This window comes from Fastidiosipila sanguinis (genome assembly GCF_002998295.1).
Lineage (GTDB): Bacteria > Bacillota > Clostridia > Saccharofermentanales > Fastidiosipilaceae > Fastidiosipila > Fastidiosipila sanguinis.
Map to the genome: position 1 here is coordinate 1,566,369 of NZ_CP027226.1, position 22,834 is coordinate 1,589,202.

Annotated in this window: 17 protein-coding genes and 1 tRNA gene; 5 read left to right on the plus strand and 13 right to left on the minus strand. The window is 35.9% G+C overall.

The window, feature by feature from the left end:
• Positions 1-97 precede the first annotated feature (97 nt).
• A complete protein-coding gene (locus C5Q98_RS06845) occupies positions 98-1,354 on the minus strand; it encodes a mechanosensitive ion channel (protein WP_106012891.1) in 1,257 nt (418 codons plus the stop codon).
• 405 nt (positions 1,355-1,759) lie between these two features.
• On the opposite strand from C5Q98_RS06845, the gene C5Q98_RS06850 reads away from it, so the two are divergent.
• Positions 1,760-2,665 carry an ABC transporter ATP-binding protein gene (locus C5Q98_RS06850; RefSeq protein WP_106012892.1) on the plus strand — a complete coding sequence of 302 codons (906 nt, stop codon included), beginning with the start codon at positions 1,760-1,762 and terminating at the stop codon, positions 2,663-2,665.
• Positions 2,658-3,920 carry an ABC transporter permease gene (locus C5Q98_RS06855; protein WP_106012893.1) on the plus strand — a complete coding sequence of 421 codons (1,263 nt, stop codon included), beginning with the start codon at positions 2,658-2,660 and terminating at the stop codon, positions 3,918-3,920. The genes C5Q98_RS06850 and C5Q98_RS06855 overlap by 8 nt, the downstream gene beginning before the upstream one ends.
• A gap of 100 nt (positions 3,921-4,020) precedes the next feature.
• Here the strand turns inward: C5Q98_RS06855 and C5Q98_RS06860 are convergent, their stop codons facing one another.
• The 10 genes from C5Q98_RS06860 to C5Q98_RS06905 all read right to left on the minus strand — a co-directional run bounded on the left by C5Q98_RS06860 (position 4,021) and on the right by C5Q98_RS06905 (position 17,766).
• A complete protein-coding gene (locus C5Q98_RS06860) occupies positions 4,021-4,611 on the minus strand; it encodes an SIS domain-containing protein (RefSeq protein WP_106012894.1) in 591 nt (196 codons plus the stop codon).
• Between the two features lie 16 nt (positions 4,612-4,627).
• Positions 4,628-5,458 carry a carbohydrate ABC transporter permease gene (locus C5Q98_RS06865; RefSeq protein WP_106012895.1) on the minus strand — a complete coding sequence of 277 codons (831 nt, stop codon included), beginning with the start codon at positions 5,456-5,458 and terminating at the stop codon, positions 4,628-4,630.
• A 9-nt stretch (positions 5,459-5,467) separates the two neighbouring features.
• Positions 5,468-6,421 carry a carbohydrate ABC transporter permease gene (locus C5Q98_RS06870; protein WP_106012896.1) on the minus strand — a complete coding sequence of 318 codons (954 nt, stop codon included), beginning with the start codon at positions 6,419-6,421 and terminating at the stop codon, positions 5,468-5,470.
• Positions 6,422-6,466: 45 nt separating this feature from the next.
• Entirely contained in the window at positions 6,467-7,903 is a 1,437-nt protein-coding gene (locus C5Q98_RS06875; protein ID WP_106012897.1) for an ABC transporter substrate-binding protein, read from the minus strand.
• A gap of 258 nt (positions 7,904-8,161) precedes the next feature.
• Positions 8,162-9,430, minus strand: coding sequence for a DUF4185 domain-containing protein (locus tag C5Q98_RS06880; protein WP_158695738.1), 1,269 nt, complete (start codon positions 9,428-9,430; stop codon positions 8,162-8,164).
• A gap of 261 nt (positions 9,431-9,691) precedes the next feature.
• Entirely contained in the window at positions 9,692-12,109 is a 2,418-nt protein-coding gene (locus C5Q98_RS06885) for a GH116 family glycosyl-hydrolase (protein WP_106012899.1), read from the minus strand.
• Positions 12,110-12,199: 90 nt separating this feature from the next.
• Entirely contained in the window at positions 12,200-13,270 is a 1,071-nt protein-coding gene (locus C5Q98_RS06890; protein WP_106012900.1) for a glycoside hydrolase family 172 protein, read from the minus strand.
• A 4-nt stretch (positions 13,271-13,274) separates the two neighbouring features.
• Positions 13,275-15,557, minus strand: coding sequence for a glycoside hydrolase family 3 C-terminal domain-containing protein (locus C5Q98_RS06895; RefSeq protein ID WP_106012901.1), 2,283 nt, complete (start codon positions 15,555-15,557; stop codon positions 13,275-13,277).
• An 82-nt stretch (positions 15,558-15,639) separates the two neighbouring features.
• Positions 15,640-16,764 carry a glycoside hydrolase family 172 protein gene (locus C5Q98_RS06900; protein ID WP_106012902.1) on the minus strand — a complete coding sequence of 375 codons (1,125 nt, stop codon included), beginning with the start codon at positions 16,762-16,764 and terminating at the stop codon, positions 15,640-15,642.
• A gap of 12 nt (positions 16,765-16,776) precedes the next feature.
• Complete coding sequence (locus tag C5Q98_RS06905) at positions 16,777-17,766, minus strand: ribokinase (RefSeq protein ID WP_106012903.1); 990 nt, start codon at positions 17,764-17,766, stop codon at positions 16,777-16,779.
• A 269-nt stretch (positions 17,767-18,035) separates the two neighbouring features.
• Between C5Q98_RS06905 and C5Q98_RS06910 the strand changes: the two genes are divergently transcribed.
• The 3 genes from C5Q98_RS06910 (at position 18,036) to C5Q98_RS06920 (ending at position 20,564) form a co-directional block, all read left to right on the plus strand.
• A complete protein-coding gene (locus C5Q98_RS06910) occupies positions 18,036-19,046 on the plus strand; it encodes a LacI family DNA-binding transcriptional regulator (RefSeq protein ID WP_106012904.1) in 1,011 nt (336 codons plus the stop codon).
• A 73-nt stretch (positions 19,047-19,119) separates the two neighbouring features.
• Positions 19,120-19,569 carry a hypothetical protein gene (locus C5Q98_RS06915; RefSeq protein ID WP_106012905.1) on the plus strand — a complete coding sequence of 150 codons (450 nt, stop codon included), beginning with the start codon at positions 19,120-19,122 and terminating at the stop codon, positions 19,567-19,569.
• Between the two features lie 53 nt (positions 19,570-19,622).
• Positions 19,623-20,564 (plus strand): D-alanyl-D-alanine carboxypeptidase family protein, encoded by a 942-nt coding sequence (locus C5Q98_RS06920; RefSeq protein ID WP_106012906.1) that lies wholly within the window; start codon positions 19,623-19,625, stop codon positions 20,562-20,564.
• A gap of 80 nt (positions 20,565-20,644) precedes the next feature.
• Here the strand turns inward: C5Q98_RS06920 and C5Q98_RS06925 are convergent.
• Both C5Q98_RS06925 and C5Q98_RS06930 read right to left on the minus strand, forming a co-directional pair.
• Positions 20,645-20,719 (minus strand) — tRNA-Arg (locus tag C5Q98_RS06925).
• Positions 20,720-20,772: 53 nt separating this feature from the next.
• On the minus strand, positions 20,773-22,755 hold the full coding sequence (locus C5Q98_RS06930) for a gluzincin family metallopeptidase (RefSeq protein WP_106012907.1): 1,983 nt from the start codon (positions 22,753-22,755) through the stop codon (positions 20,773-20,775).
• Positions 22,756-22,834 lie beyond the last annotated feature (79 nt).

The window sequence follows — 22,834 nt, forward strand, 5'->3', positions numbered from 1 at the left end:
CTTTACAAGTCTCAGTACGGTTTAATGTATTAGTTTATTTCATACAATAGTTAATTCTTAGTTGATTTTTAGCTGAATTTTGCAACTAAGTTTCTAACTATAGTTCTGTATTTTCTTCATTATTCTTTGTTGTTGATTTTACTTTTTCAGCTTCATTATCAACAGTCTTCTCTAATTTATCTAATTGTTTGCTTGCGAAGTCTCTTCCGCCTAGACCGAATGCTATAGCGAATGCAACTGCAACTGCACCAACTATCAATACGAAGGCTTTATTAACGATATCTGTTGCTATTCCTAATTGGTTTAATGCCATAAATACAGCAAATACACCCAAGATACCTTGAACTAGGTTACCTAAAAGTTGTGAACCTAAGTTATTGCGGATGAATTTAGCTAATGCAGCACCACCCAATAGACCTGCTACTAAAATTGCTAATGCAGCAATTACGCTAGGTAGGTAAGCAATTACTGATGAACCAATTGCACTTAATACTGGTAAGTTTAGCGCATTCAATGCTTCTACTGCGAAGAAGATTACGATAACTACTGCAACAGTTTCGCTAATTAATTTTGCGAAGTTTACTTTAACGCTACCATCATCGCTTAAGAAGTTATTAACTTGGTTGATACCTGTATTCTCTAGTAGACCGTGGAGAATATTGGAGACAACTTTAGCAATTAACACACCAACGAATACTAAAACTGCAGCTACCAACATGTTTGGAATTGCTGATAGAATTGTGTTCAAAATATTTACGATTGGAGCTGTAATTGAGTGCATTTCTAATGCTTCAAGAGCTGGAATGATGAAAGGAATAATAACTAATGCAAATGCAATATTTCCTAATACATTAGCCAAGCTATATCTTCTTGTTTCTTTCTCTCTAGCAGCTACATCTCCATTTAATTGTAGTTTCTCTGACCATTTATCTACATTGAGTCCCAAAGCTAAGTTGTAAACTAGGTGTTTTACAATTCTAGCTACCAAAATACCTAATAATGCGTAAACAGCAGCACCTAATAATCTAGGTATGAAGGCAACTATACTGCTCATCATATTTGTAATTGGGCTTGCCAATGAATTTAGACCAAATTGTTCTAAGATTCCTGGTAAGAAGAATACCCATACTAAAGCGTAAAGCACTTGGCCAAATATACTAATTAGATTTGAAGCCTTGTCTGGATCTTTAACTACTCCCCAGTCTGCTAATTTTCTAGATAATGCTGTTTTTTGTAAAGCATTATTAAAAATCCATCTAACTACAGATGCAACTAGCCATGCTGCAAGAATTAAAATAACACCAAGAACAAAATGTCCTACTGATGACTCAAAAAATCTTTGAATGTGTTCCATATCTGTTTCCTCTCTCAATTCTTATTAGTTTTCTTTTTATAATATAATTTACATATTTTTAGGTAAAGAAAACTTAATCGTATAATCTAATTGTATAGAAAAATTATTCTTTTTTCGAACTTAAATTTATTTTTTCTTGTATTTTCGAGATATTTCCATGTTTTTGTAAAATTAGCACAAACTAATTAGAAAATAATATGCATTTTAACCATTGAAGACTATATAAGTTAACTTTTGCTTCATTGTGAGCTCAAATTTGAAAAGCGCTTGTAATATCTTTTTTTAATCTCTTTATAAAAACCGCTGAATAATCATATGCTATAATATATCAAAATTTATTATTCCAGTATGATTCGTATACTTAAACGTTTTATACAAATATTTTTTCAAGAAAGGAGAATATTAATGGAATTAAAGTTGATAGATATTAATAAGAGTTTCTCCGGCAAGCACATTCTAAAAGATGTTTCTTTTGTTGCTAGATCTGGTAAACCTCTCGGCTTCCTTGGTCGTAACGGTGCTGGTAAAACTACAACTATTCGTATACTTATGCAAGTTTTTAACCCAGACTCCGGGCAAGTACTTCTAGATGGCGAAGAGTTCGATAGATCTAAATATAAGATTGGTTATATGCCTGAAGAAAGAGGTTTGTACCCAAATGTATCAGTCGGTGAGCAATTATACTATCTGGGTAAGCTCAAAGGCATGGAAACGTCTGAACTAAATCAAGCTATAGAATATTGGCTTGGAAGATTCGAGCTTCTAGATTATAAGGGTAAAAATTTGGAAACTTTGTCCAAGGGTAATCAGCAAAAAATCCAGATCATTCAATCAGTCATTAATGATCCCGATATATTGATCTTGGATGAGCCTTTCTCTGGTCTTGATCCGGTAAATGCTCAGAGTTTATCTCAAGTTATTATTGATTTTGTTGAGAAAGATAGAATAGTCATATTCTCAAGCCACCAAATGTCTAGTGTTGAAGAATTCTGTGATGATATAGTTCTGATAAATAACGGAGAGATTATTCTCAATGGCTCTTTAAACAAGGTTAAAGCTGAGCTCGGACATGGTCGTAAACGCTTAATCATTAAGGATATGTCTCAAGAAGAACTAAAAGAAAAATTATTAGCACAGGGTGATTTCCATATTGAAGCAGACAGAACTTCATTAATCGTAGACTTTAATATGCCTAACGCTGAGGTACTATCTGTACTTGCAGCAATCGGTGGAGAAATTGAGTTATTCTCAGACTATAAACCAAGTCTGAATGACATATTTATTGCGAAAGTAGGTGAAGCACATGCGTAATATCCGTAATGTTTTTAATTTTGAATTCAAAAATCAAATAAAGAAAAAAAGCTTCTGGGTAAGTAATATTATTTTGATATTAATTATCCTTCTGCTAACTAGCATACCTACTATCTCAAACTTCTTCTCATCTAATAGTGCTCCAGAACCAGGTGCCGGGACCGAGCAAAATATTGCAGATGAAGGAAGCGAACTTAATGTAGCTCAATACGGTAAATATATAGTAGACGGCTCGGTAGATAGTAATATACTCAAAAGCAAGTTCCCATTCTCTGTTATGCAAGAATCAAAAGACTTCGATCAACTTAAATCCGAAGTTTTGGCTGATGAAATTCCTGCCGCAGTAGTAATTAAAGACCGTGAACTTGAAGTAGTTCTTAAGAGCGAAACTTTCCAGAATAATACTGAAGTTTACAGAGAAGGATTCATAGACGCATTAAACAATATCAATCTCGTGGAAGCTGGACTTGATCCAGAGATAGTCGAAGCAGCTATGGTTGACGACGTGCCAATTACAGTCACTTCTTTACAAAAATCAGCAAACCAAAACTTCTTCTTCTCATACTTGGGTGTTTTCGTAATTTACATGATGATAATGTTCTATGGATCCAACGTTTCCTCTATGGTCGCTAACGAGAAATCAAATAGAACTATGGAAATTCTAGTAACCAATACTAGTGCTACTAGTCTAGTTTGGGGTAAAGTTAGTGCAGGTTTCGTGGCTGCTCTATTACAAGTTCTAATGTTATTAGGAGCACTCTTGTTGGGAACAACTCTTAACAAAAATAATTATTCAGAATTTGTAGTGATGTTGTTAAGAAACAATCTAAGCGTCGACGTAGTTCTAGTATTCTTGGCCTTTGCTTTGCTCGGATTCTTGTTGTATCTATTTATTTTCGCAGCTTGTGGAGCTATTGTCAGCAAGATAGAAGACTTGCAAAAAGCTATCATGCCAGTAACTATGCTAGTTGTAATTGGTTTCGTTATATCAATGTCTAGTTTACAAGGAAGTGCTGATAACAAAATATTAACCATTGGTTCTTACGTACCATTCACATCACCATATTTGATGTTTGTTCGTTACGTCTCATTTGGTGTTTCACTAGTTGAATTACTAATCTCACTGGCAATACTTGTATTGACTATAGTACTTGTTGCATGGATATGTACTAAGATCTACCGTAATGCAACTCTTAAGTATGGTAACAAGCCAAGCCTATTCTCTGAATTCAAGAAGTTGTTCAGCAAGGATTAATGCTTATTTATTAAAAAATACAAATTCAAACAAAACAAAACTAGCGTAGCTCGAATCCTGAACTACGCTAGTTTATTTTTACTAAAATGAATATTAGAGACTAAATCTTTTCGTTCTCTCTTAATTTACCTAATGATCCTCCTGGATGTCTCTGCAAATATTCTTTGACAGATAGATCGCAGGATTCTTGTAATTCCACAGATAATTGTTGTACAACAATAAGTTCAGCAATAATTGAAGATCTAGGTGCCCTATTCAATGGGCCACCTTCTTGTTCAACTTTTGCCTGAATATGTATCTCTGCCAACTTAGCTAATGAAGATTCCGGATTAGATGTAATAGCAATTATCTTGCAGCCATTATTTAAAATAGCATGAGCTGTTGCTAATAATTCTTGGGTCTCTCCACTATTTGAGATACAGATTACAACATCGCCCTCTACTAACTGTCCTGAAGAACCATGTACTGCTTCAGTACCGTCCAAAACATATGCTGGAGTACCGGTTGAGGATATCAGGGATGCTCCATATGCCGCAACATATGAAGGTTTACCAATTCCGCTCATATGTAATCTATTGTTATTTTTCTTTGCCTCATTGATAAGCTGAACTGCTGCATTTATTGCATCAACATCAATGTCATCTATGAAATTATTAATTTCTGTTTTTATATTTTCTAAGTAAGTTTTCATTTAATACACCTTACACCTATTTGATTCCTGATAAAACTACACCTTGAATTATATAACGTTTAAAGATTAAGAACAGTATAAATCCAGGGATAGTAGCTATTGTTGTAGCTGCCATTATTGTTCCATATTCTGAAGAGTACATAGAACTCATAGATCTAATGATTTGCATAATTTGCTGTTTGTTTGGATCGGTAACTGTCAAGGATGGCCATAAGAATGAGTTCCAATAGCCTAGGAAAGTTCCCATACCAAATACGACCAAGGCTGCCTTTGATAAAGGTAGAAATACATTGAAGTAAATCATAAATCGGTTAGCCCCATCGATTCTTGCCGCATCCTCAAACGATCTCGGTATGCTCAAATAGAATTGTCTAAAGAAGAATACACTATAACCAGATGCTAATCCTGGCAAGATCAAAACTGAGAAAGTGTTTAACATGTTCAGATTGTAAACAACTAAGAATGAGGTCAAGCTAATTGTCATTCCCGGTATAAACATTGTTAGCAGTACATACCACCACAAGGCATTCTTACCATGGAATTCTGTTCTAGCAAATACATATGCTGCCATAGTATTGATAAACAAAGACAAGGTAACCGCTATTGTTGATACAAAGAACGTTGATATCATTGATCTTACAAAGTTATTATCTTTGACGAATATCTTCTCATAGTTAGAAAAGTTCCACTCATCAGGTAATATTTGTAAAGGTACACGGAAAACTTCTGTTTTGGTTTTAAAAGAAGCTAAGATCATCCATATTAAAGGAAATATTGCTAAGAAACATGCTACTAGAATTATTATCCAAACCATTGTTTTGTAAATTGGATTTGTATTTTTAACCATAATTTCCTCCTACTCTTGATTCTTCTCTGAGCCAACTAATGCGAATAGAAGTACGTTAAATGATGTAATAATTACCATCATGATTAAAGCTCCAGCAATTGTATAGCCCATACCTTTGGTTGAATCTCGCATATTGTTATAAATAAATAACATAGGAGTCAAGGTTTCTTCTAGCGGACCACCACCAGTTAACATGAAAGGAATGTCAAACATTTGTAGTGTTCCTGTTGTTCCAGATATTCCGACAAGAATAAAAATATTTTTCATCTGTGGCAAAGTAATATAGAGCATTTGTTGGAACTTACTTGCTCCATCAATTGCTGAAGCTTCATAGAACGACGTATCGATACTATTTAGCGCAGCATACATTAGGATTACTCCTCCACCGAAGCCTAACCAGGTATTCATTATGACGATTACCCAAGTTGCTGCCCAACCTGTTTTGTCAGTACCAAAGGCAAATCTATCAAATCCTAATGCCATTAATACTTGGTTTAAGATACCACCTCTATAGTTCAAAATAAATGTAGCAATAACAGATGCCATAATTCCTGAGAGAATTGCTGGTATATAGATTATTCCTTTAACCGTATTCTGAACTCTTGCGTTGGTTTTCTTTATCATATTGGCAAATAAGAATTGTACAGCTATACCAATTGGGACTTGAATAATAACAAACTTAAAACCATTTACAACTGATTTCCTAAAGCTTTTGTCTCTTAAGATCAGCTCGAAATTTCTAAGTCCGACAAATTCTGAATCTTTATAAAAGTTCCAGTCCCAGAAACTTCTCTCCAATGCATATACAAATGGTACCCAAACAAAAATTGTAAGTATCAATAGTACCGGTAACAACATTAGATAAGAAACTGGCATTTCCTTCTTGTCAACGGGTGATAAACGGTTGCGGAACCTTTTGGTTCCGCCAATCGTTTTATTTTTTTCAGCTTCTTGCTTTTTCATACAATCTTACTCCTAATCTTAGTAAGAAATACTTAATAAGTAGCTCTAATTTCTAGGATTCTTTCCTTCTAATTGTTCTCGCTCGATAATTTCTGTAATAGCATCATTTGCTTCTTTTACAGCTTGATCTGCATCTGTTCCTAATAAAGCAACTTTTTCAAATAATGTTGCAACTTCTTGTGAAATTGAGAATGGGTAGTTTGGTTCAGCAACAGCTCTACCTGCGATCTCTGCAACTACGCCTGAATGATCAGGAGCAGATACAGCCTTGTCAATGTAGTCATGAACACTCTTACGTGTTGGTGACTTAGAATATTGAGCAATTTCGAAGAATTCTGCTGGTCTTGCTGGATCTTCTGCTAACAACCAACTAATGTAGTTATAAGCACCATCTACTTTTTGTGTTAGAGCATCGATTACGTATGTCCAACCACCGTTTGTAGAAATTGTTGAGTTTGTATTTCCATCTTTGGTTGGTGGAACAGCAATTGCTGTATTTTCCCATACTTCTGGATAGTCATTAATTAATTGTGCAATACCCCATGATCCTGAGAATGCCATGAATAGACCTTCTTCACCATAAGGAGTAATGTCGTTATATGCTGATAATGCTTGCTCTGGAACTAATTGTTTGTCATATAGTTCTTTCCAGAATAAAGCTAGTTCTTTGTAGCTATCATCTACAGCTGGTTTTGCCCAACTATCTTCGATTGGCCAGTGTCCTGCAGCACCTAATTGCCATCCCCATGTACCCCATGCCATATCAACACCGAATCCAGCGATACCTAAAGCGAATGAGTTATTATCTGTTAATGGTTTCAATTTCTCTGCTGCTTCTATTAATTCTGCCCAAGTTGTTGGAGCTTTATCAATACCTGCTTCAGCAAATTTATCTGTTCTATAGAACAAAACTGTTGAAGGTTCTACTAATTGAGGATATGCGTAAACTTTGTCATTGAAACTTACCATCTCTCTAACGTTATCTGAAATATCATCTAATTGTGATTGAGCAAATATGTCGTTAAGAGGTAGGATTGTCTCATCATCTACTGAACCCCAAAGGTGGTTATAAGAAGCTAGATATACGTCTGGAGCTGTCTTTGTAGCTTGAGCTGCTACCATTTGCTCTCCCCAAGTTGCGTCAGAAACGAACTCTTGTTTTACAGTATAGCCCCTGTCTGCCTGATTATATTGTTCAACTTTCTCCTCAAAGTGTTTTTGGTTCCACTCTTCAAAAGGTCTATTCCAAACAATAATTTCGCTACCATCACCTTTTGGCAATGCTGGCCATTCATAACCTGTTGCTTCATCAACATTCTTCATTTCATCTGCTGGTTTATCTTTTTCACCATCAGTTGTTTCTTCTTGTTGTTGTGAACCAGAATCACTTGGCTCTTTACCAGTATTACCAGTATTACTGTTACATGCACTTAGTACAAGAATACCTGCTAATAAAATAGCTAATGTTTTGAATTTTTTCATAATACCCTCCTCGTATTACTTTTTTTAGAAGAACATTTAATTTAAAGTTAATATTTTTTTTGTACATGTAAAAGGATTTCTATATAAGATTAATTGATAGGTTCAATACAGGGGATTAATCAATCACTCGCTTATTAAAATTCAATTACTGCACTAAATAAATTATTGAATGTTCTTCGAAATTCTTCTGAAACTAACGCCTACGTTACTTCTTCCTTAATTTCCTCATTCTCTAATTAAAATAAAATTAGAGATAAATTACTTAAGAGTTACTTTCATTAAAATTGAGTTATAAACTGGATCCCACATAGACATTATGTAATAGAATACTTTGCCATCTTCTTCAGTCATAACCTCATGAACGAATCCTCCATACAATGCAGTGAAGTCATCTGAGTGTGCAATAAGTAAGTCTGAGCTATAATCCCCCCAGAGCTCTTTTGCACTTCTCATAATAATTCCATGCGCAGGTTCTTGGAGATATGTAATTACATATTCTTGGAGATATTCATTCCACATAATAGAAGGTTCACCAACTGTATCTTCAATAATAGGTATTGCATTCTCTACATTTGCTGAGAATTCAGGTTCACCATTATTTTTTCCTGATAAATATTCATATGCTTCAGTATTCTCTATCTGATCTTGTTTAACTCGCATTAGATAGGCGTTACCATATCTACCGCCACCTATACCAACACCATAAACATAATCATCTTTAATAATAGCTGCTACTTGACCAAATTTATCCGGATCTAGACTGACGTTATCTAGCTTCTTGAAGCTCTCTCCATCATCTTCAGAAACTGCTAATCCACCATAGTTTATTGTCCAGTGACCAGGTTTACCCCATTCTTTAACACTCATGAAGTAAACGTATAATTTGCCATCAATTGATACTGAACCTGTTGGGATTACTGTATTCTCATTACCTGGGCGTTTCTTACTTGATAAAAGCTCCATAGCAACTTTTGTACTACCTGACTTGTTGCCGATCATATCTGATATTTCTAAGCCATCAGAGAAATCTTTATCATCACTAATAGCTAAAACATTGCTTCGCCACAATCCACCAGCCATTGGATGTCCTTGACTATCTCCCCAGAAAGTATCACCAAACCAAAGATATAACTTATCATTATGAATTACTGGAATACCAAGATCTGTTCCACCTACTCTAAATCTAGTTCTGGTCATGTTAGGTGATCCATCTCCGGTTATTAATCCTATGGTTTCTACTTTTTCTACACCTTTGAGATTAAAGTTCTCATCAGACAAATCTTCCGTTGACCAAATTTTAGCTTCAGGAATTATCATTTCGTAAGGGTTCTTTGTTTCCTCAACTTCTTCCTTATCAGATTCTTTAGTTGCTTCTGTCTCTTTCGAAGTGTTCTCTACACTAGTCATCTCAGACTCCTTATTAGAAATACTAGAACTGCTGTTTTCTGTTGAACTACCCTCTTGGCACGCTGTTAAGAGAATAGCTAAAGAAACTGCGATTGCTCCTAATCTTCTGTATGCCTTCATAGAAGTTTCCTTTCCAGGATCGAAAAAAGAATGAAATAAATGTGGAATCGATCCCATATGTTTTATTATATTTCATCTTGCACAATTTGCAATGTAAAAATACTGTTTTTAGCGAGTTGTTTGGTATTTTTGTCAGTATCACTAAAATAAAGATCTTGAGCTTGTGCACTTTGTCGATATAATCTTTGAGCCTCTATTCTACTGATGTGTAAAACCCCTTAGACTATCGTATAAAGCAATTTCTATATACAAGTCAATTTATTATTCAAACTCAAATTTATATTTACTTAAATCACCATACTTAGAGTCAATTTGATATGTGAGATTCTCACCCAGACTCTCTACATCAACTATTCCCCATGCATCTCTTGCTAAAACAAAGTATTTTCCTAAATTCTGCGGTCTTAACTTAATTGTTTCATTTACAAGATCTAGTTTTAAACCAATATATTCTTGATATGGTCCGAATGAAGCTAGGCTTCTAGCATAGTGGTGACCACATTCCATCTCGTTCCATGGGTTTCTGTTTTTACCATTAAATCTAGCTCTAAGTTTCTCAATTAAATCTACAGCTTCATTAATATAACCACAGGAAATTAGTAAGCTTGCAACACTATATTCAACTCCTGGCCAGACTTCATCACTATAAACGAATGGAATCCTTGGTTTGCCGCCCTTTGGCCATGCACATAGTACTAGTCCACTCTCATCATTGAAGGCGTACCCTCTTTGGAGGTTATCTACTTTTCGAAGCTCATCAATTAAATTGTTTTTATAGATGGAATATACAGCTGACTTGATGTTTTCTTCTTTTAGAGATATCTTGAGTCCAAGTTGCTTAGCCCATGTTACACCTAATAGTTGGTCGGCTAAACATCCATTACCATATTGATATTTATGTTTGTCAATATCGTCAATATTCTGGATATAATATTCACCGTTGAAACAATTCTCATCCAAATATTTAGATACATTTCGCTCAGTTTCCCTAGCCCAGTTAGCGTAATCAGGCTCGCCCAAGAAATCTGCCATCTCAGCTAGTGCTGCTAAAGCTGTTATCCAAATACTGTTGGCTAGCGTTGACACCCCATAGAATTCGATATCATAGGTGTTATGTTGCATTGCTTCAAGAATCCCATCACCATCTAAGTCCCATGTTGTTTTGGCAAATTCAATACTACGTTTAAGCTCAGGCCAAATACCTTCAAGCCACTTATTGTCTCCAGATATTTTCCACTCTCTATACACTCTTACCGCACTTCCCAATTGCCCATCAGAAGCTGGGTGATAATCGTCTGAGAAACCATCCAGATATGTTATAGCTCTGAAGTTCATCTTGCCATTTGTTCTTAACTCTGTGAAATACTCTGTTTCTCTCATGCTTCGCTCTAGATCTGGGAAGAAATACGCTAAGCTCTGTGCATAGTTCCAAACGTGGGTACAGTTACCAGGGCAGCTACCTTCAAAATCAAAGTTACCTTCCCAGGCATAGAAGTTACCATTCTCAACTCTGAAACATGTTTGCGATCGTATAGTTGTAAGATTAGTTGCTACTGCATCCAAGATAGGTTCTGGTACGTTACTAGAGTACCAAGTTTCAGCAAATTCCTGTGCAATCTCTCTGTAGTAAGTGAATTTATCAGTTAAATATCTTAATAACTCTTTTGGTTTACCCCATTGAGCGTAATAATTTTTCACAACTGCGTCTTCACCATCTTTGGCAGAATCTCTATGCTGGTTATTTTGTGGCCAACTTCTTGAACGATTAGGGTGATACCAAGTGTATATAAATTTAAACTCACTTGATTCTCCAGGTTCTAATTCACTATCCAAGGATAAAGAACCTATTGTGAAGGGACTGTGGTGAACTGATGTTGCTTCATCAACGAGGTCCTTGCTGTTTCGCAAAACTCCTGACTCGGAAAAGTCATTCCAGAAATCTTGCATACCATCCCACCATTGACCTTCTTGCCATAGCTCTTTGCTCTGTACATTTTGTTGTTCAGAAGGTATTACAGCAATACCCATCTCTGTATAGTCAGTACTCGTATCAGGTATATTTTCGTTATACATTAAGATAGATGTGAAATCATCTTCATTGTATAGTTCGTTAATTGAGCCATCTTCATACAAAGCTTTGCTAAATACATCTCGTCTGCCTGTCCAACCTGCTAGGTTCGCAGCAGATAAAGCTATGCAAACTTTTTGCTTGCTATTAGAAATATTTTTTACTTTCCAAGTGAAGTAAATAGCTGGTATTCCCGACTCATTAGAATTTAACGGTACAAAAGGTGAAAAAGCTTCTAGACTTACTTCCAGAGGATAATCTTCCTCTTCGAGTTTTAGATTTGCTATTGGATATTCAACTTTAAATTTACTATCTCTGAACCTTGGAGCACCTGAAAAATTCCACGCATGGAATCCATGAGAATGCTCATAAGGCTGTCTAAGTTCAGCTTCTAGAACTTTTGCAGAGTGTTTTCCAGATTCATCTTCGCTTCTAATCGCAAAGAAAGTATAAGGCTGTTCATTACCTTTATCCGGTTTGTTAAAAATCTCAAAATCCTGCAAACGTCCTCTGGAGTTCATTGAAATAGTTCCAGTACCAATTCCTCCTATCGGAAAAACCGCCTGACTATCTTCAGCTGAATAAATCCTTCTATTATTATCAAATAACATTTTTTCACCTTTCGCCGCTATAAGTCTTAATTAACTTAAAAATTAAATGACTCTACTAAAAATCATTATTAAGTGACATGGATAGCATCATTAAATTACTTCTAAGAAGTCTCTATCAGGTAGTTTTGGCATATTCTTAGCTGGTTTGTCTTGATACCAGAACGCTACTGATGCGATATCGTCTTGAAGTGGCAAATATCTGAAATTAGAACGCCAACCAAGAGCTTGGATAGTGACTCTTAATTTCTCTTCGAATCTAATTGGATCTGTTAGATGCCAACGATACATTCCAAATCTCATTTGAGAATTATAGGTATGATCTGGTCTAATTACTTGGTGTAAGCCTGCATATGGAGTTGTAAACTCTTTGTACTGACCGGTTGTCTTGTCCTCGAAGTTATAAGATCCACAGAAGTAGTCTTCGGTTCCAGTTCCACAAATTGTTGGATATTCTTCATCACTATCCATGTAGAACTTAATTTCACCTTCACCCCACCAGCCTCTATTATTAACTTGCCAAGCCATGTAGGTACCAACATAGTGACCTTTACCTTCGATTCCATCTACAATTGTGTACACATCTTTGTATGGCAAAGGATTGACTCTTCTAAATTGCGCGTGGAAGTATGCTTCCTCTGGCTCAACATCACGCAACTCGTAATCAATTTGATAGTACATGATTACATCCTCATCTGCTAAATTCTCTAGCTCGATTCTTGCGTTTTTCTTGAAAGGCATTGACCAATAGCAGTTAAAGGCACTTCCTGGGTTTACACATACTGGTAATGAACTTAGCTGTGCATATTCTCCCCAACCTGAACAGAAAAAGTCACCAATTGGAGCTTCAACAGATGGAATATCTGAATCGTCCCAGTAAATTCTAATTATTGTGTAGCGCCAGTTGCCTGTTGGTGTCAGCCAAATGTGGTTGATTGCTCCTGGGCCATCGATGTTAGCTATTTCCCAGGTCTTGCCTGCTTCAATAACTATGAAAGGATTGACCTTCCAACCTTTACCTAGATCTCTTGCAGGCTCTTTGGCGAAGCCGTCTTCAAGCTCCATCATTCCACCCTGTCCTACTGCACCAGTATAGTTCTCTGGGCTTATTGAGCGGGTCTTACCGTTTGTTACCTTTGATAGGCTACCTAATCCTTGATACATATTTTTACTCTCCTTCTTCTATTTTTTTATATATATTTTCGACAAAATTATCAGCTACCTTGAAGTAGCAAGGGTAGTAGTGAATGGGCTCTTGAATACCACCTACCACTATCTCTTTGTTAATTATTTTATCTTGGTTCTCGTCTATATATTTCATATGCGCTAGGAAATCTTGGTTATTAGATCTTATGCACATATCGAAAAATAGATCTTTTACCTTATCGAAATTATTCGTCATGATAATGTCTTCTAAGGTCATTTGTGAGTTGACTACAAGAGGATGCGCATCTCCCTTTATCTTAAGGATCTCTACTAGCCTTATATCTCTACTAGAACTTCCTATCTGGATTTCATAATCACCAGATGGTACAAACCAATCTTTTATATCCTCGTTATAAATTGCAAAACTTCTGTAGTCCAATTCAAGCTCTATTTCTTTTTCTTCTCCTGGATTTAGTTCAATTTTGCCGAATCCTTTGAGTTCTTTCTCCGGTCTTGAATACTTGCTATCTTTCGCGGCTACATAGAGTTGATAAACTTCTTTACCAAGAATATTTGATGTATTTTTTAGCGTGAATTTCACTCTATAATTAAACTCAGCAATTTCTTCTACCCTCAAATTACTATATTCAAACTCTGAATAAGATAAGCCGTGTCCAAATGGATAAAGTACATCTATTTTTCTCGTGTCATACCAACGGTAGCCGACAAAAATATCCTCTGCATAATTTACACTCTTTGGATTACCTGGGAAATTCCCAAATGCAGGAGTATCCTCTAACCTAAAAGGATATGTCTCAGCCAATTTACCGCTAGGATTGATTTCACCAAGCAAAATCTCAGCAGTTGCTGCGCCAACTGCTTCTCCTCCCAGATGCAAATCTAGAATCGCTGCAACATCCTCCTCCCACTCCATCTCAACTGGACTACCTTTGTGCAGCAAAACAATTGTGTTTGGATTTACTTTTGCAATTTCTTTGATCAAAAGATTTTGAGAGGCTGGCATTTTTAAGTTTTGTCTATCAATACCCTCAATTTCGAAACTATTTGGCAAACCGGCGAATATAACTACCTTATCATTTGTCTTAGCAGCTTCCTTGGCCTGTTCTAGTTTATCTTGATCTAATTCTAGATCTTCTGTAATCACTTCATCAATGAAGCTAAAATTATCTTTATCTTTTAAGGTCTCATAGGCTCCACTAACTTTATAAGCTCTTACGGAACTAGAGCCTCCGCCCTGAAATCGTGGTTCTTTCAAGTATGGTCCTAGAGCAAGCACACTTTCTTTCTCAGATATTGGCAATACTTTATTATTATTTTTCAACAAAACTGCACTTTGGCTCGCTACATATTGCGCAAAGTTATGGTGCTCGTCTCTGTTGTATTTCTCTTTATTAAGGTCAGACTTAGCATCAGCAACACTGCACTTACTTATCCAAGCCAATATTTCTCTAACTCTAGCATTGAGTTGCTCTTCACTTAAATCTCCATCGTCCAACGCTTTTAATATATCTTTATCCGCGTAATGACTCTCTGGCATTTCAATATTTAGACCAGCTGCAATTGCTCTCACCTTATCGTTAACAGCTCCCCAGTCACTAATTACTATGCCTGAGAAACCCCATTCATTTCTGAGTATGTCGTTCAAGAGATATCTGTTCTCTGTACTGTAAGATCCATTCACTAGATTATATGAGGCCATTACAGACCAAGGTTGAGCTTCTTTAATAGTTTTCTCAAAACCTGGTAAATATATCTCCCTCAAAGCTCGTTCCGAAACTCTTGCATCGACTGTCATTCTATTTGTCTCTTGGTTATTAACTGCGAAATGCTTAAGTGAGGTACCTACTGATTGATCTTGCATACCTTTGACATATGCAGTTGCCAATTCTCCCGTCAAATATGGATCCTCGGATAAATACTCGAAATTTCGTCCACACAATGGACTACGTTTAATATTTATAGCTGGGCCAAGAACGGTACCAACATTCTCGCTCTTCGCTGCTTCTCCAATACGCTTAGCTACTTCATAGATAAGCTCCTTGTCAAAGCTAGCTGCTAAAGCAGAACCTGTCGGAAAACACACAGCCTTGGTTGTGCCTTCTAAATCTGAATGGTCTTTGTTAGCTTCTCTTTTGCCCAAACCATGAGGACCGTCAGCTACAGTAATGGAAGGCAAATTAAAATGAGGAAAATCTCTGGTCTCCCATAATCCCTTACCTGTTAGCAAAGCAATTTTATCTTCTTTACTCATTGCTTCTAAAGTTTTATCAAGATTAATTTCCATAGATTTTCCTCAAATAAACTTATTATCTTAAATTATTTTCTGGTGAAAACACCTTGGTCTAATGACAGTATTATCTATAATATTATCTAGGCCAACGCTCTTCTCTAGATGGTAATCTTGGGAAGTCTGCGTGTGGATGTGTTTGGTACCAATATGAAACAGTACTTATATCATCTTCTCTCTCGAAATACTCTTCACCTCTTAGACCAATTGATTGAACTGTGACTTTTAGGTCATTTTCGAAACGGATTGGATCGACAACGTGCCAGCGATATAGAGATCTCATTGGCACAACAGTATCATCGTGGAATGGTCTAGGCTCAATGGTGTCATCTCTAGTTGAGAAGTAGCAGTATCCAAGATATGGTGTTTGATAGCCGTCTTCAACGTATCTATCCCCTTCTTTCTTGGTGTAGCACCAGGCTCCACCGAAGTAATCCTCAGTACCTGTACCACAAATTGTTGGGAAGTCGCCATCTCCATCAATGTAGAATTTAACCTCACCTTCTCCCCACCAGAATCTATTAAGTGTCTGGATTGAGAAGAATGTTCCTATATATTTACCTCTACCTTTAACTCCGTCCAAAATAACATGGTCTTCACCTGGAGTTGTGATTGGGGTTCTTCTCCATTGTGCATGGAAGTATGCCAAATCTAAATCATCTGAGAAACCTTCTGGATATAAGGTGTAATCGATTTGATAGAAGAACATTGGGATATCAACTCTATGTTGGTTCTCAATTTCTATTCTGGCTGCTTTTTTGAAAGGCATTTGGAAGTAACTATTCATACCACCACGTGTATTAACAGATACGAGAGCAGAGTTTACTTTGTAAACAGCTCCGAAACCTAAGCAGAAGAAATCTCCCAAAGGAACTTCAACTGATGGGTTTTCTTCACCATCCCAGTACATCTTCAAAACAATATCTCTTAGAACGTACATATTGTTGTAGTCTGTTTTTGGAGTTACTGTAATCCACATGTGATTAATAATACCTGCACCTTCGATATCAGCTAAGGTTACTGTCTCTCCTGCTTTGACTAACTTAATAGCTGGGGAACCTTTTCGTCCTTGGCCCAGGACTGGATGGTATGCTTGACCACCAGCGCCTTTTTCGCCTTTAGGATTCTCTGCTGTTATCGCACGGCTTACTCCTTTATCTAATAACGGCATACTTGATATTGTTTGATTGAATGGACTAAACATTTGTTATACCCCCTATAATATTGATTCTATTTTTCTTAACAACGAACTATTTTCTTCTTCATGTTCTTTGGCGTATTCATATACTTCTTGAAGTTTGGATAAAGATGTTTGGGCACCTGCTTTTGAAACTGTCAAAGCTCCAACATAGTTAGAAAATCTTAGACATTCTGCTTTTTCAAAATCATTTGCTAAAGTAAAAACGAAAGCTCCAATAAAAGAATCTCCTGCTGCAGTTGGGTCTATAGATTTAACATTCTTTAATGCTTCTACGTACACGTAGTCATCTGCAGTTACCCAGCAAGATCCCTTGCTCCCTAATGTAACTATAACGTTTGGACAACCTTTATTGATCAATTGTCTTGCATGTTCTACTACTGTTTCTATGTCATTAAAATCTTCGGATTTGGCTCCTGTTAGTTCTGCTAGTTCATGTTCATTTGGAACTAAATAACTGATATATTTGTAATCTTCATCTTCTAGCAAGTAGGATGGAGCTGGATTCAGTAAAATTTCTACACCTTGCTCAAACGCAATTTTTCTAGTTTCTCTATTTATATCTAGAGGAATTTCTTGTTGCTGTACTAGATAGTCGAAGTTTTTGATTTCTTCTTTGAAATTCTCTACGTCTTTAGCGCTTATCTCTAAGTTAGCTCCTGGAACAACAATTATTCTATTCTCATTACTGCCGTCTTCTCTAGTTTCAATCTGGACATTACCAACTGCAGAGAAACTTCCATCTCTACCAACTCGGCTAACATCGACACCTGCGGCTTCTGCTGATTCTACAAGAACTCTACCGAAATCATCATTTCCGACTTTACCCTGCATCGCTACATCTAAGCCTAATAATCCCATTTGAACAGCCTGGTTTGCACCTTTACCACCGGGAGCTGTAGAAAATGTTTCTCCTAATACAGTTTCTCCTCTGTCTGGGAAACGCTTAGCATTTACAATTAAGTCCATGACAAAGCTTCCTAGAACAAATACCTTTTTTCTATTCATAAGCACTCCTTACTTCAACTTAAAAATTAAATTCTTAAAATTTTAAACTTTTAAATTCAATTTTTTCAAGCAATTCAAACATATGGGATCGATTCCATAATTAATTTTATATGAACTATAACCAAATGCAATATAAGCCAGAAAAAATATCAATTTACACAAATAACGAGGTTGTTTATTGTAAAAACGCACATAAGCATCGCTTACACTTTATGATTCATTTTTTATATATTATAATTTGCCTATCAAATTATTGATGGTGGGTATTTATGAAAACACTTTATGACATTGCCAAAGCAACAGGTTTTTCGACTTCAACTGTCTCTAGAGCTTTGAATAATTCTGGATATTGCAACCCAAAAACAAAAGCAATTATAGAAAAAGCTGCTAAAGAAATGAACTATAGGCCATCCAATGCTGGGCGAGTGCTTAAGTCCCAAAAAAGCGATAGAGTCATGTTCTGCATTCCAGATATCATGAACCCATTTTACTTTAATATGATTCGAGCTATATCTGAGCGATTATCATTAAATGACTATTACTTCCTACTCTCCTATACCATGCACGATGAATCTGAAGAATTTAAATACCTGAATTTGTTGCAGGAACACTACGCAGACGGAATGATAATGGTCTCTTTTGACTTTAACGAAGAACTTGTAGAAGAAATGCGTAAGTCTAATTTCCCAATAGTTGCTACTAATATGATCCCTAACTTAAAGGAAGATGATAACTTCGATATTGTTTATGTTGATCACATTAAGGCTATGTATATTGCAACGGAACACCTGATTCTTAACGGCCACAAGGATATTTGTGTTGTGGTTGGTAATCTGTCTGAACAGACTAGTCAGGAGCGTTTGAGTGGTTTCGAACAGGCCATGAATAAATACAATATTGAATTTTCTGATGATAATATTTTCATCGGTGACTATACTATTGATTCTGGGAAGCTTATTGCAGAAGAAATTTCTCAATCAAAGAAGAAATTTACAGGGATTGTTTGTTCTAATGACCTTATGTCAATGGGAATTGTCTCAAAATTGCAGTATAAGGGTTTTGATATTCCTAATGATTTCTCCATAATAAGCCTTGATAATACTGAGTATGCTGATGCCATACATCCTAGTCTAACCTCTGTAGACATGAAACAATATGAACTTGGTAATTTATCTTGTAAGCTCTTGTTAGAAAAGATAATTGACGAGCGCAAGGGTTCAAAAGTTATTAGACTAGAGCCTGAGTTGGTAATTAGAGAGTCTGTTAGAGAATTGAATTAGATTTTTGCAACTGTTTGCAATAGATTATCGCAATAATTTGAGATAGGTTATTGCAACTGAAAGGAACACGACCATGTTTAAGAAATTAAGAATTTTATTAACATTACTATTAGTTATAACCCTAAGTTCTTGCTCAATAGCAGGTATTGGTGGTTTACCAGATAGAGATTATTTCCATATCTGCGTGAGAAATTCTAGCGAGCTCAAAGTTTATGGAATCGGTTTAGTTGTTAATGTTAACGAAGATAGCAAAAGAACTACCATGGCACAAAATGCCGATAATACAGAGCTAGATAATAATTACATTAATTTTGCTTTCAAGGATGTTCCTACTGATGAAGATTATAAATTCAGTTTCCAAGTTGAAGTCAAGGATGAAAATGGTAAAAAACATACCGTTGGTACCATGCAAAAATTGGATATAGAGTCTGAGAAAGTATACTACTTCTCATTTGACGGTGACTCCTTCGATGACTTAGAACTAAAAGTTGATCCTGAGCCAACCCCTACAGCGAATAAGTAGTTGTAAAAAGTGAATACTCAGCATTATTAAATTATTAGAAAAGCAGGTAAAGCATGAGAAGAACTAAACGTAAGGGAAAGAGATTTTTAATTGTTATATGCATTATATTGTTGATATCCCTAGGTATATTTGCCCTATTTAAATATAGAATTACTCAATCTAGAATTTATAGCGAGCTAAGCGATAGAATCGACTTTATTTTTAATACAAAAGAAGTTAAAGTCCCTGAAGATGCTCTTGCTTTTTCTGTATACGATATTAATGAAGGAAAATATTTGTTTAATGAAGGTGGTAAGCAATTACCAACCGTTGCAAGTCTGTCTAAGTTATTTACAATCGATTATGCACTTACAAAAATTGATTTAGATGAAATTTTAGAAGTCAATGACGAGCTGTTGCAACTTGTACCTGCAGGATCTTCCCTGGCTAATTTAGTCAGTGGACAATATACAGCGAAACAAATCATGCAAGCCATGCTTGTACCATCTGGCAATGATGCTGCTTTTGCCCTTGCATATAATATAGGCAAAAAAGACCTAGGCGCTGGCTATAGTGCAGAAAAATATGTGGAATATTTTGTAGAAAATCTTAAGGAATACCTAAAAAATGAAGGCTATGACCATACCGATTTATTTGATCCTAGTGGTTTTTCTACCCAAGCTTCTACCAACTTAAATGATGTAAATAGGGTTACCCTTAAACTTATCGATTATGATTTTGTTCAGGAATGTATAGGCGAAAGTTCTTTTACTATAGAAACTGCGCAAGGAATCTTCACTTGGAAAAATACCAATCAATTATTGGACAAAGATTCTCTGTACTACCATGAAAATATCAAAGGGGTAAAAACTGGAACTATGGCCTCATCATACAACCTAATTGCCTTGTATGAAAAAGATGGCAAAAGCTATTTGATAAGCTGTCTTGCAGCAAAATCTAATGAAGATAGATATCAAACTATTCATGCAGCTATCAATACAATTATAGAAAAATAGAAAGCAAGCTAAGAAACCTAGCCCATTTTAAGCCCAGTTAAAATAAAAATCCCTGCAACCATAGAGATTACAGGGCATAATGGCGATTCGAGAGGGGATCGAACCCTCGCTCATAGCTCCGGAAACTATTGCCTTATCCACTTGGCTACCGAATCTTTTTGGATAATCTTGGGACCATCACCCATCTCACTAATCATCCAAATAATCATTAAGGGAGAATATTTTCAAAAGCAAGTTTTAGAGCAAACCAAATCCGGCTCAAACTATCTTCTATAACTTGAATCTCTGTAGGATTTTTGCTCATTCCTTCTTGATTCGGATTAGCAGGAGAATTTTGATCTCTTTTATCTTTGTTATCTGAGCCGTTATTTTCAGATGGTGCTTCGGTAGGTTTGTCACCATATTCTGGCAGTATTTTACCCGGCTTATTTTGCTCAGCTTTATCTTTTGAATTATCTGGACTCTTACTCATATCAAAATCTTCTAGAGTGAAGAGCTTCGGTTTACTTGCGTATTCACTTATGCTCTTACCGATATTTTTAATTACATCTTTATCAAAGATATTTGGCATATTAGAGCGTTCTAGCAATTCCATAAACTCAAACTCTACCTCATCATAGCTTGTTAAGGTAAGGTAATTGTCTACGGCTTTTCTATAGTCATGATTTATGTTATCTAGCTGGCTCAAACTTGCCATTGCTGAAATTGAATAACTTAAGTAATACAACGGAGAATTGTATAAATGCCAGACCGCTGTCCAATAATCATCGTCGAGATTCAACTTATAATCTCTACATATTTCTGAGAATTTATTTCTAAGCATTTCCGCATTTAAGTTTTCGGTAGTATAGGCGAACTCTTCGAATTCATTAAAGCATGCCCCGGTCAAAACTGACCAAACCAAATCAAGTAGCTTCGCTGTAACCGCCTGATTAGCTAAGTTACCATACATTAATTTAGAATACGGCAAGAACAACAGCTCAAGATATTGTGAATGAATTTCTGCTACATCTATGTTTTGCTCATCGAAATAACTTAAGTCATTATCCCTTATAGCAGTGTTAAAATGCCCAAACTCGTGTATCAAAGTATTTAAATTATTATAGTCTCCCCTATCCTTGATAAAAATCGCTGCAGAATTAAGGTAAGGCAAACGAATTGTATAGGACACATCTTCATTTTTCTCTGAGGTTCCAATATTTAAAAGTGAGGCGTCTACCATATATTTATATGAATCCAAAAGCTCTGAAGAAATATTACCCATGAACTTTTCGACAAAGGACTGCAGGCTCTCGTTGATTGGAATATTGTATGCACTTAATTGCTCAAATCTAACATTCATGGAGAGATAGACATATACTGGTGCAATATAATCTTTGACCGCTTGGTAAAATTCAGCAACTTCAGAAGCCTCAGAACTTTCAGAACCATTGGCATATAACTCCATTCTGTTCATCTCATAGTAATTAGCATATCCAGATTCTCTTGCATACTCATTATGCTGATTTACTATATTGATGTAGAGCTCGATCAACTTATTCGTGTCATCTAAAGGTGTTTCATTGTACTCTTGTTGAAGTTTAAGAATTTTCTCTACAATTGTCTGCTCAGCGGAGGTAAGACTAGTAGTAGTCTCAATGTAGTCATAATTATATTCGCCAATAACAGCTTTTAACATTGGAGCTAGTACTGCGTTCTTCTGAATCCCTTGCAAAACAATTAATGATTCTTCGAAAACATCATTATTCAATTGAGTGAAATATTCCATCTCTTGCTGAATCTCAGTATTGCTAACATCTTCTGTATATAACATATTCAGGACAGATCCCAGAGTCTGTACATAATCATACTCGTAGAAATAATTAAGCAGTAGTTCTTCTAGTTTTTCCTCGTTTATATCTGATTTAGGTTCTTGGGTAAAATCATCTCTGCTTAATCCCAACTCCTGCAAGAATTCATCACCAATTTTTACAAAACTATCCAGCTCATAATGCTCATAGACAAGGTCATCTCGAGTTGCTTCCCAGTAAGTTTCGTCATTATATACATCTGTTTCTGTAATTGGAAGTGTTGCTAATTTGTCACTGGCTGATAAGTCTTCTCCAGTAGCAATGCCCAAAATTGAGGTGAAAACCATACTAAATACGATCACGAAAGCTACGAGTTTGTTCAATTTATTTGATTTGTTCATGTTGACCTCCCTGTCTAGGATATCTAGCCCCTTAATTACAGCTTAATTTAACGGATTAACTTATATAAATATACTAATT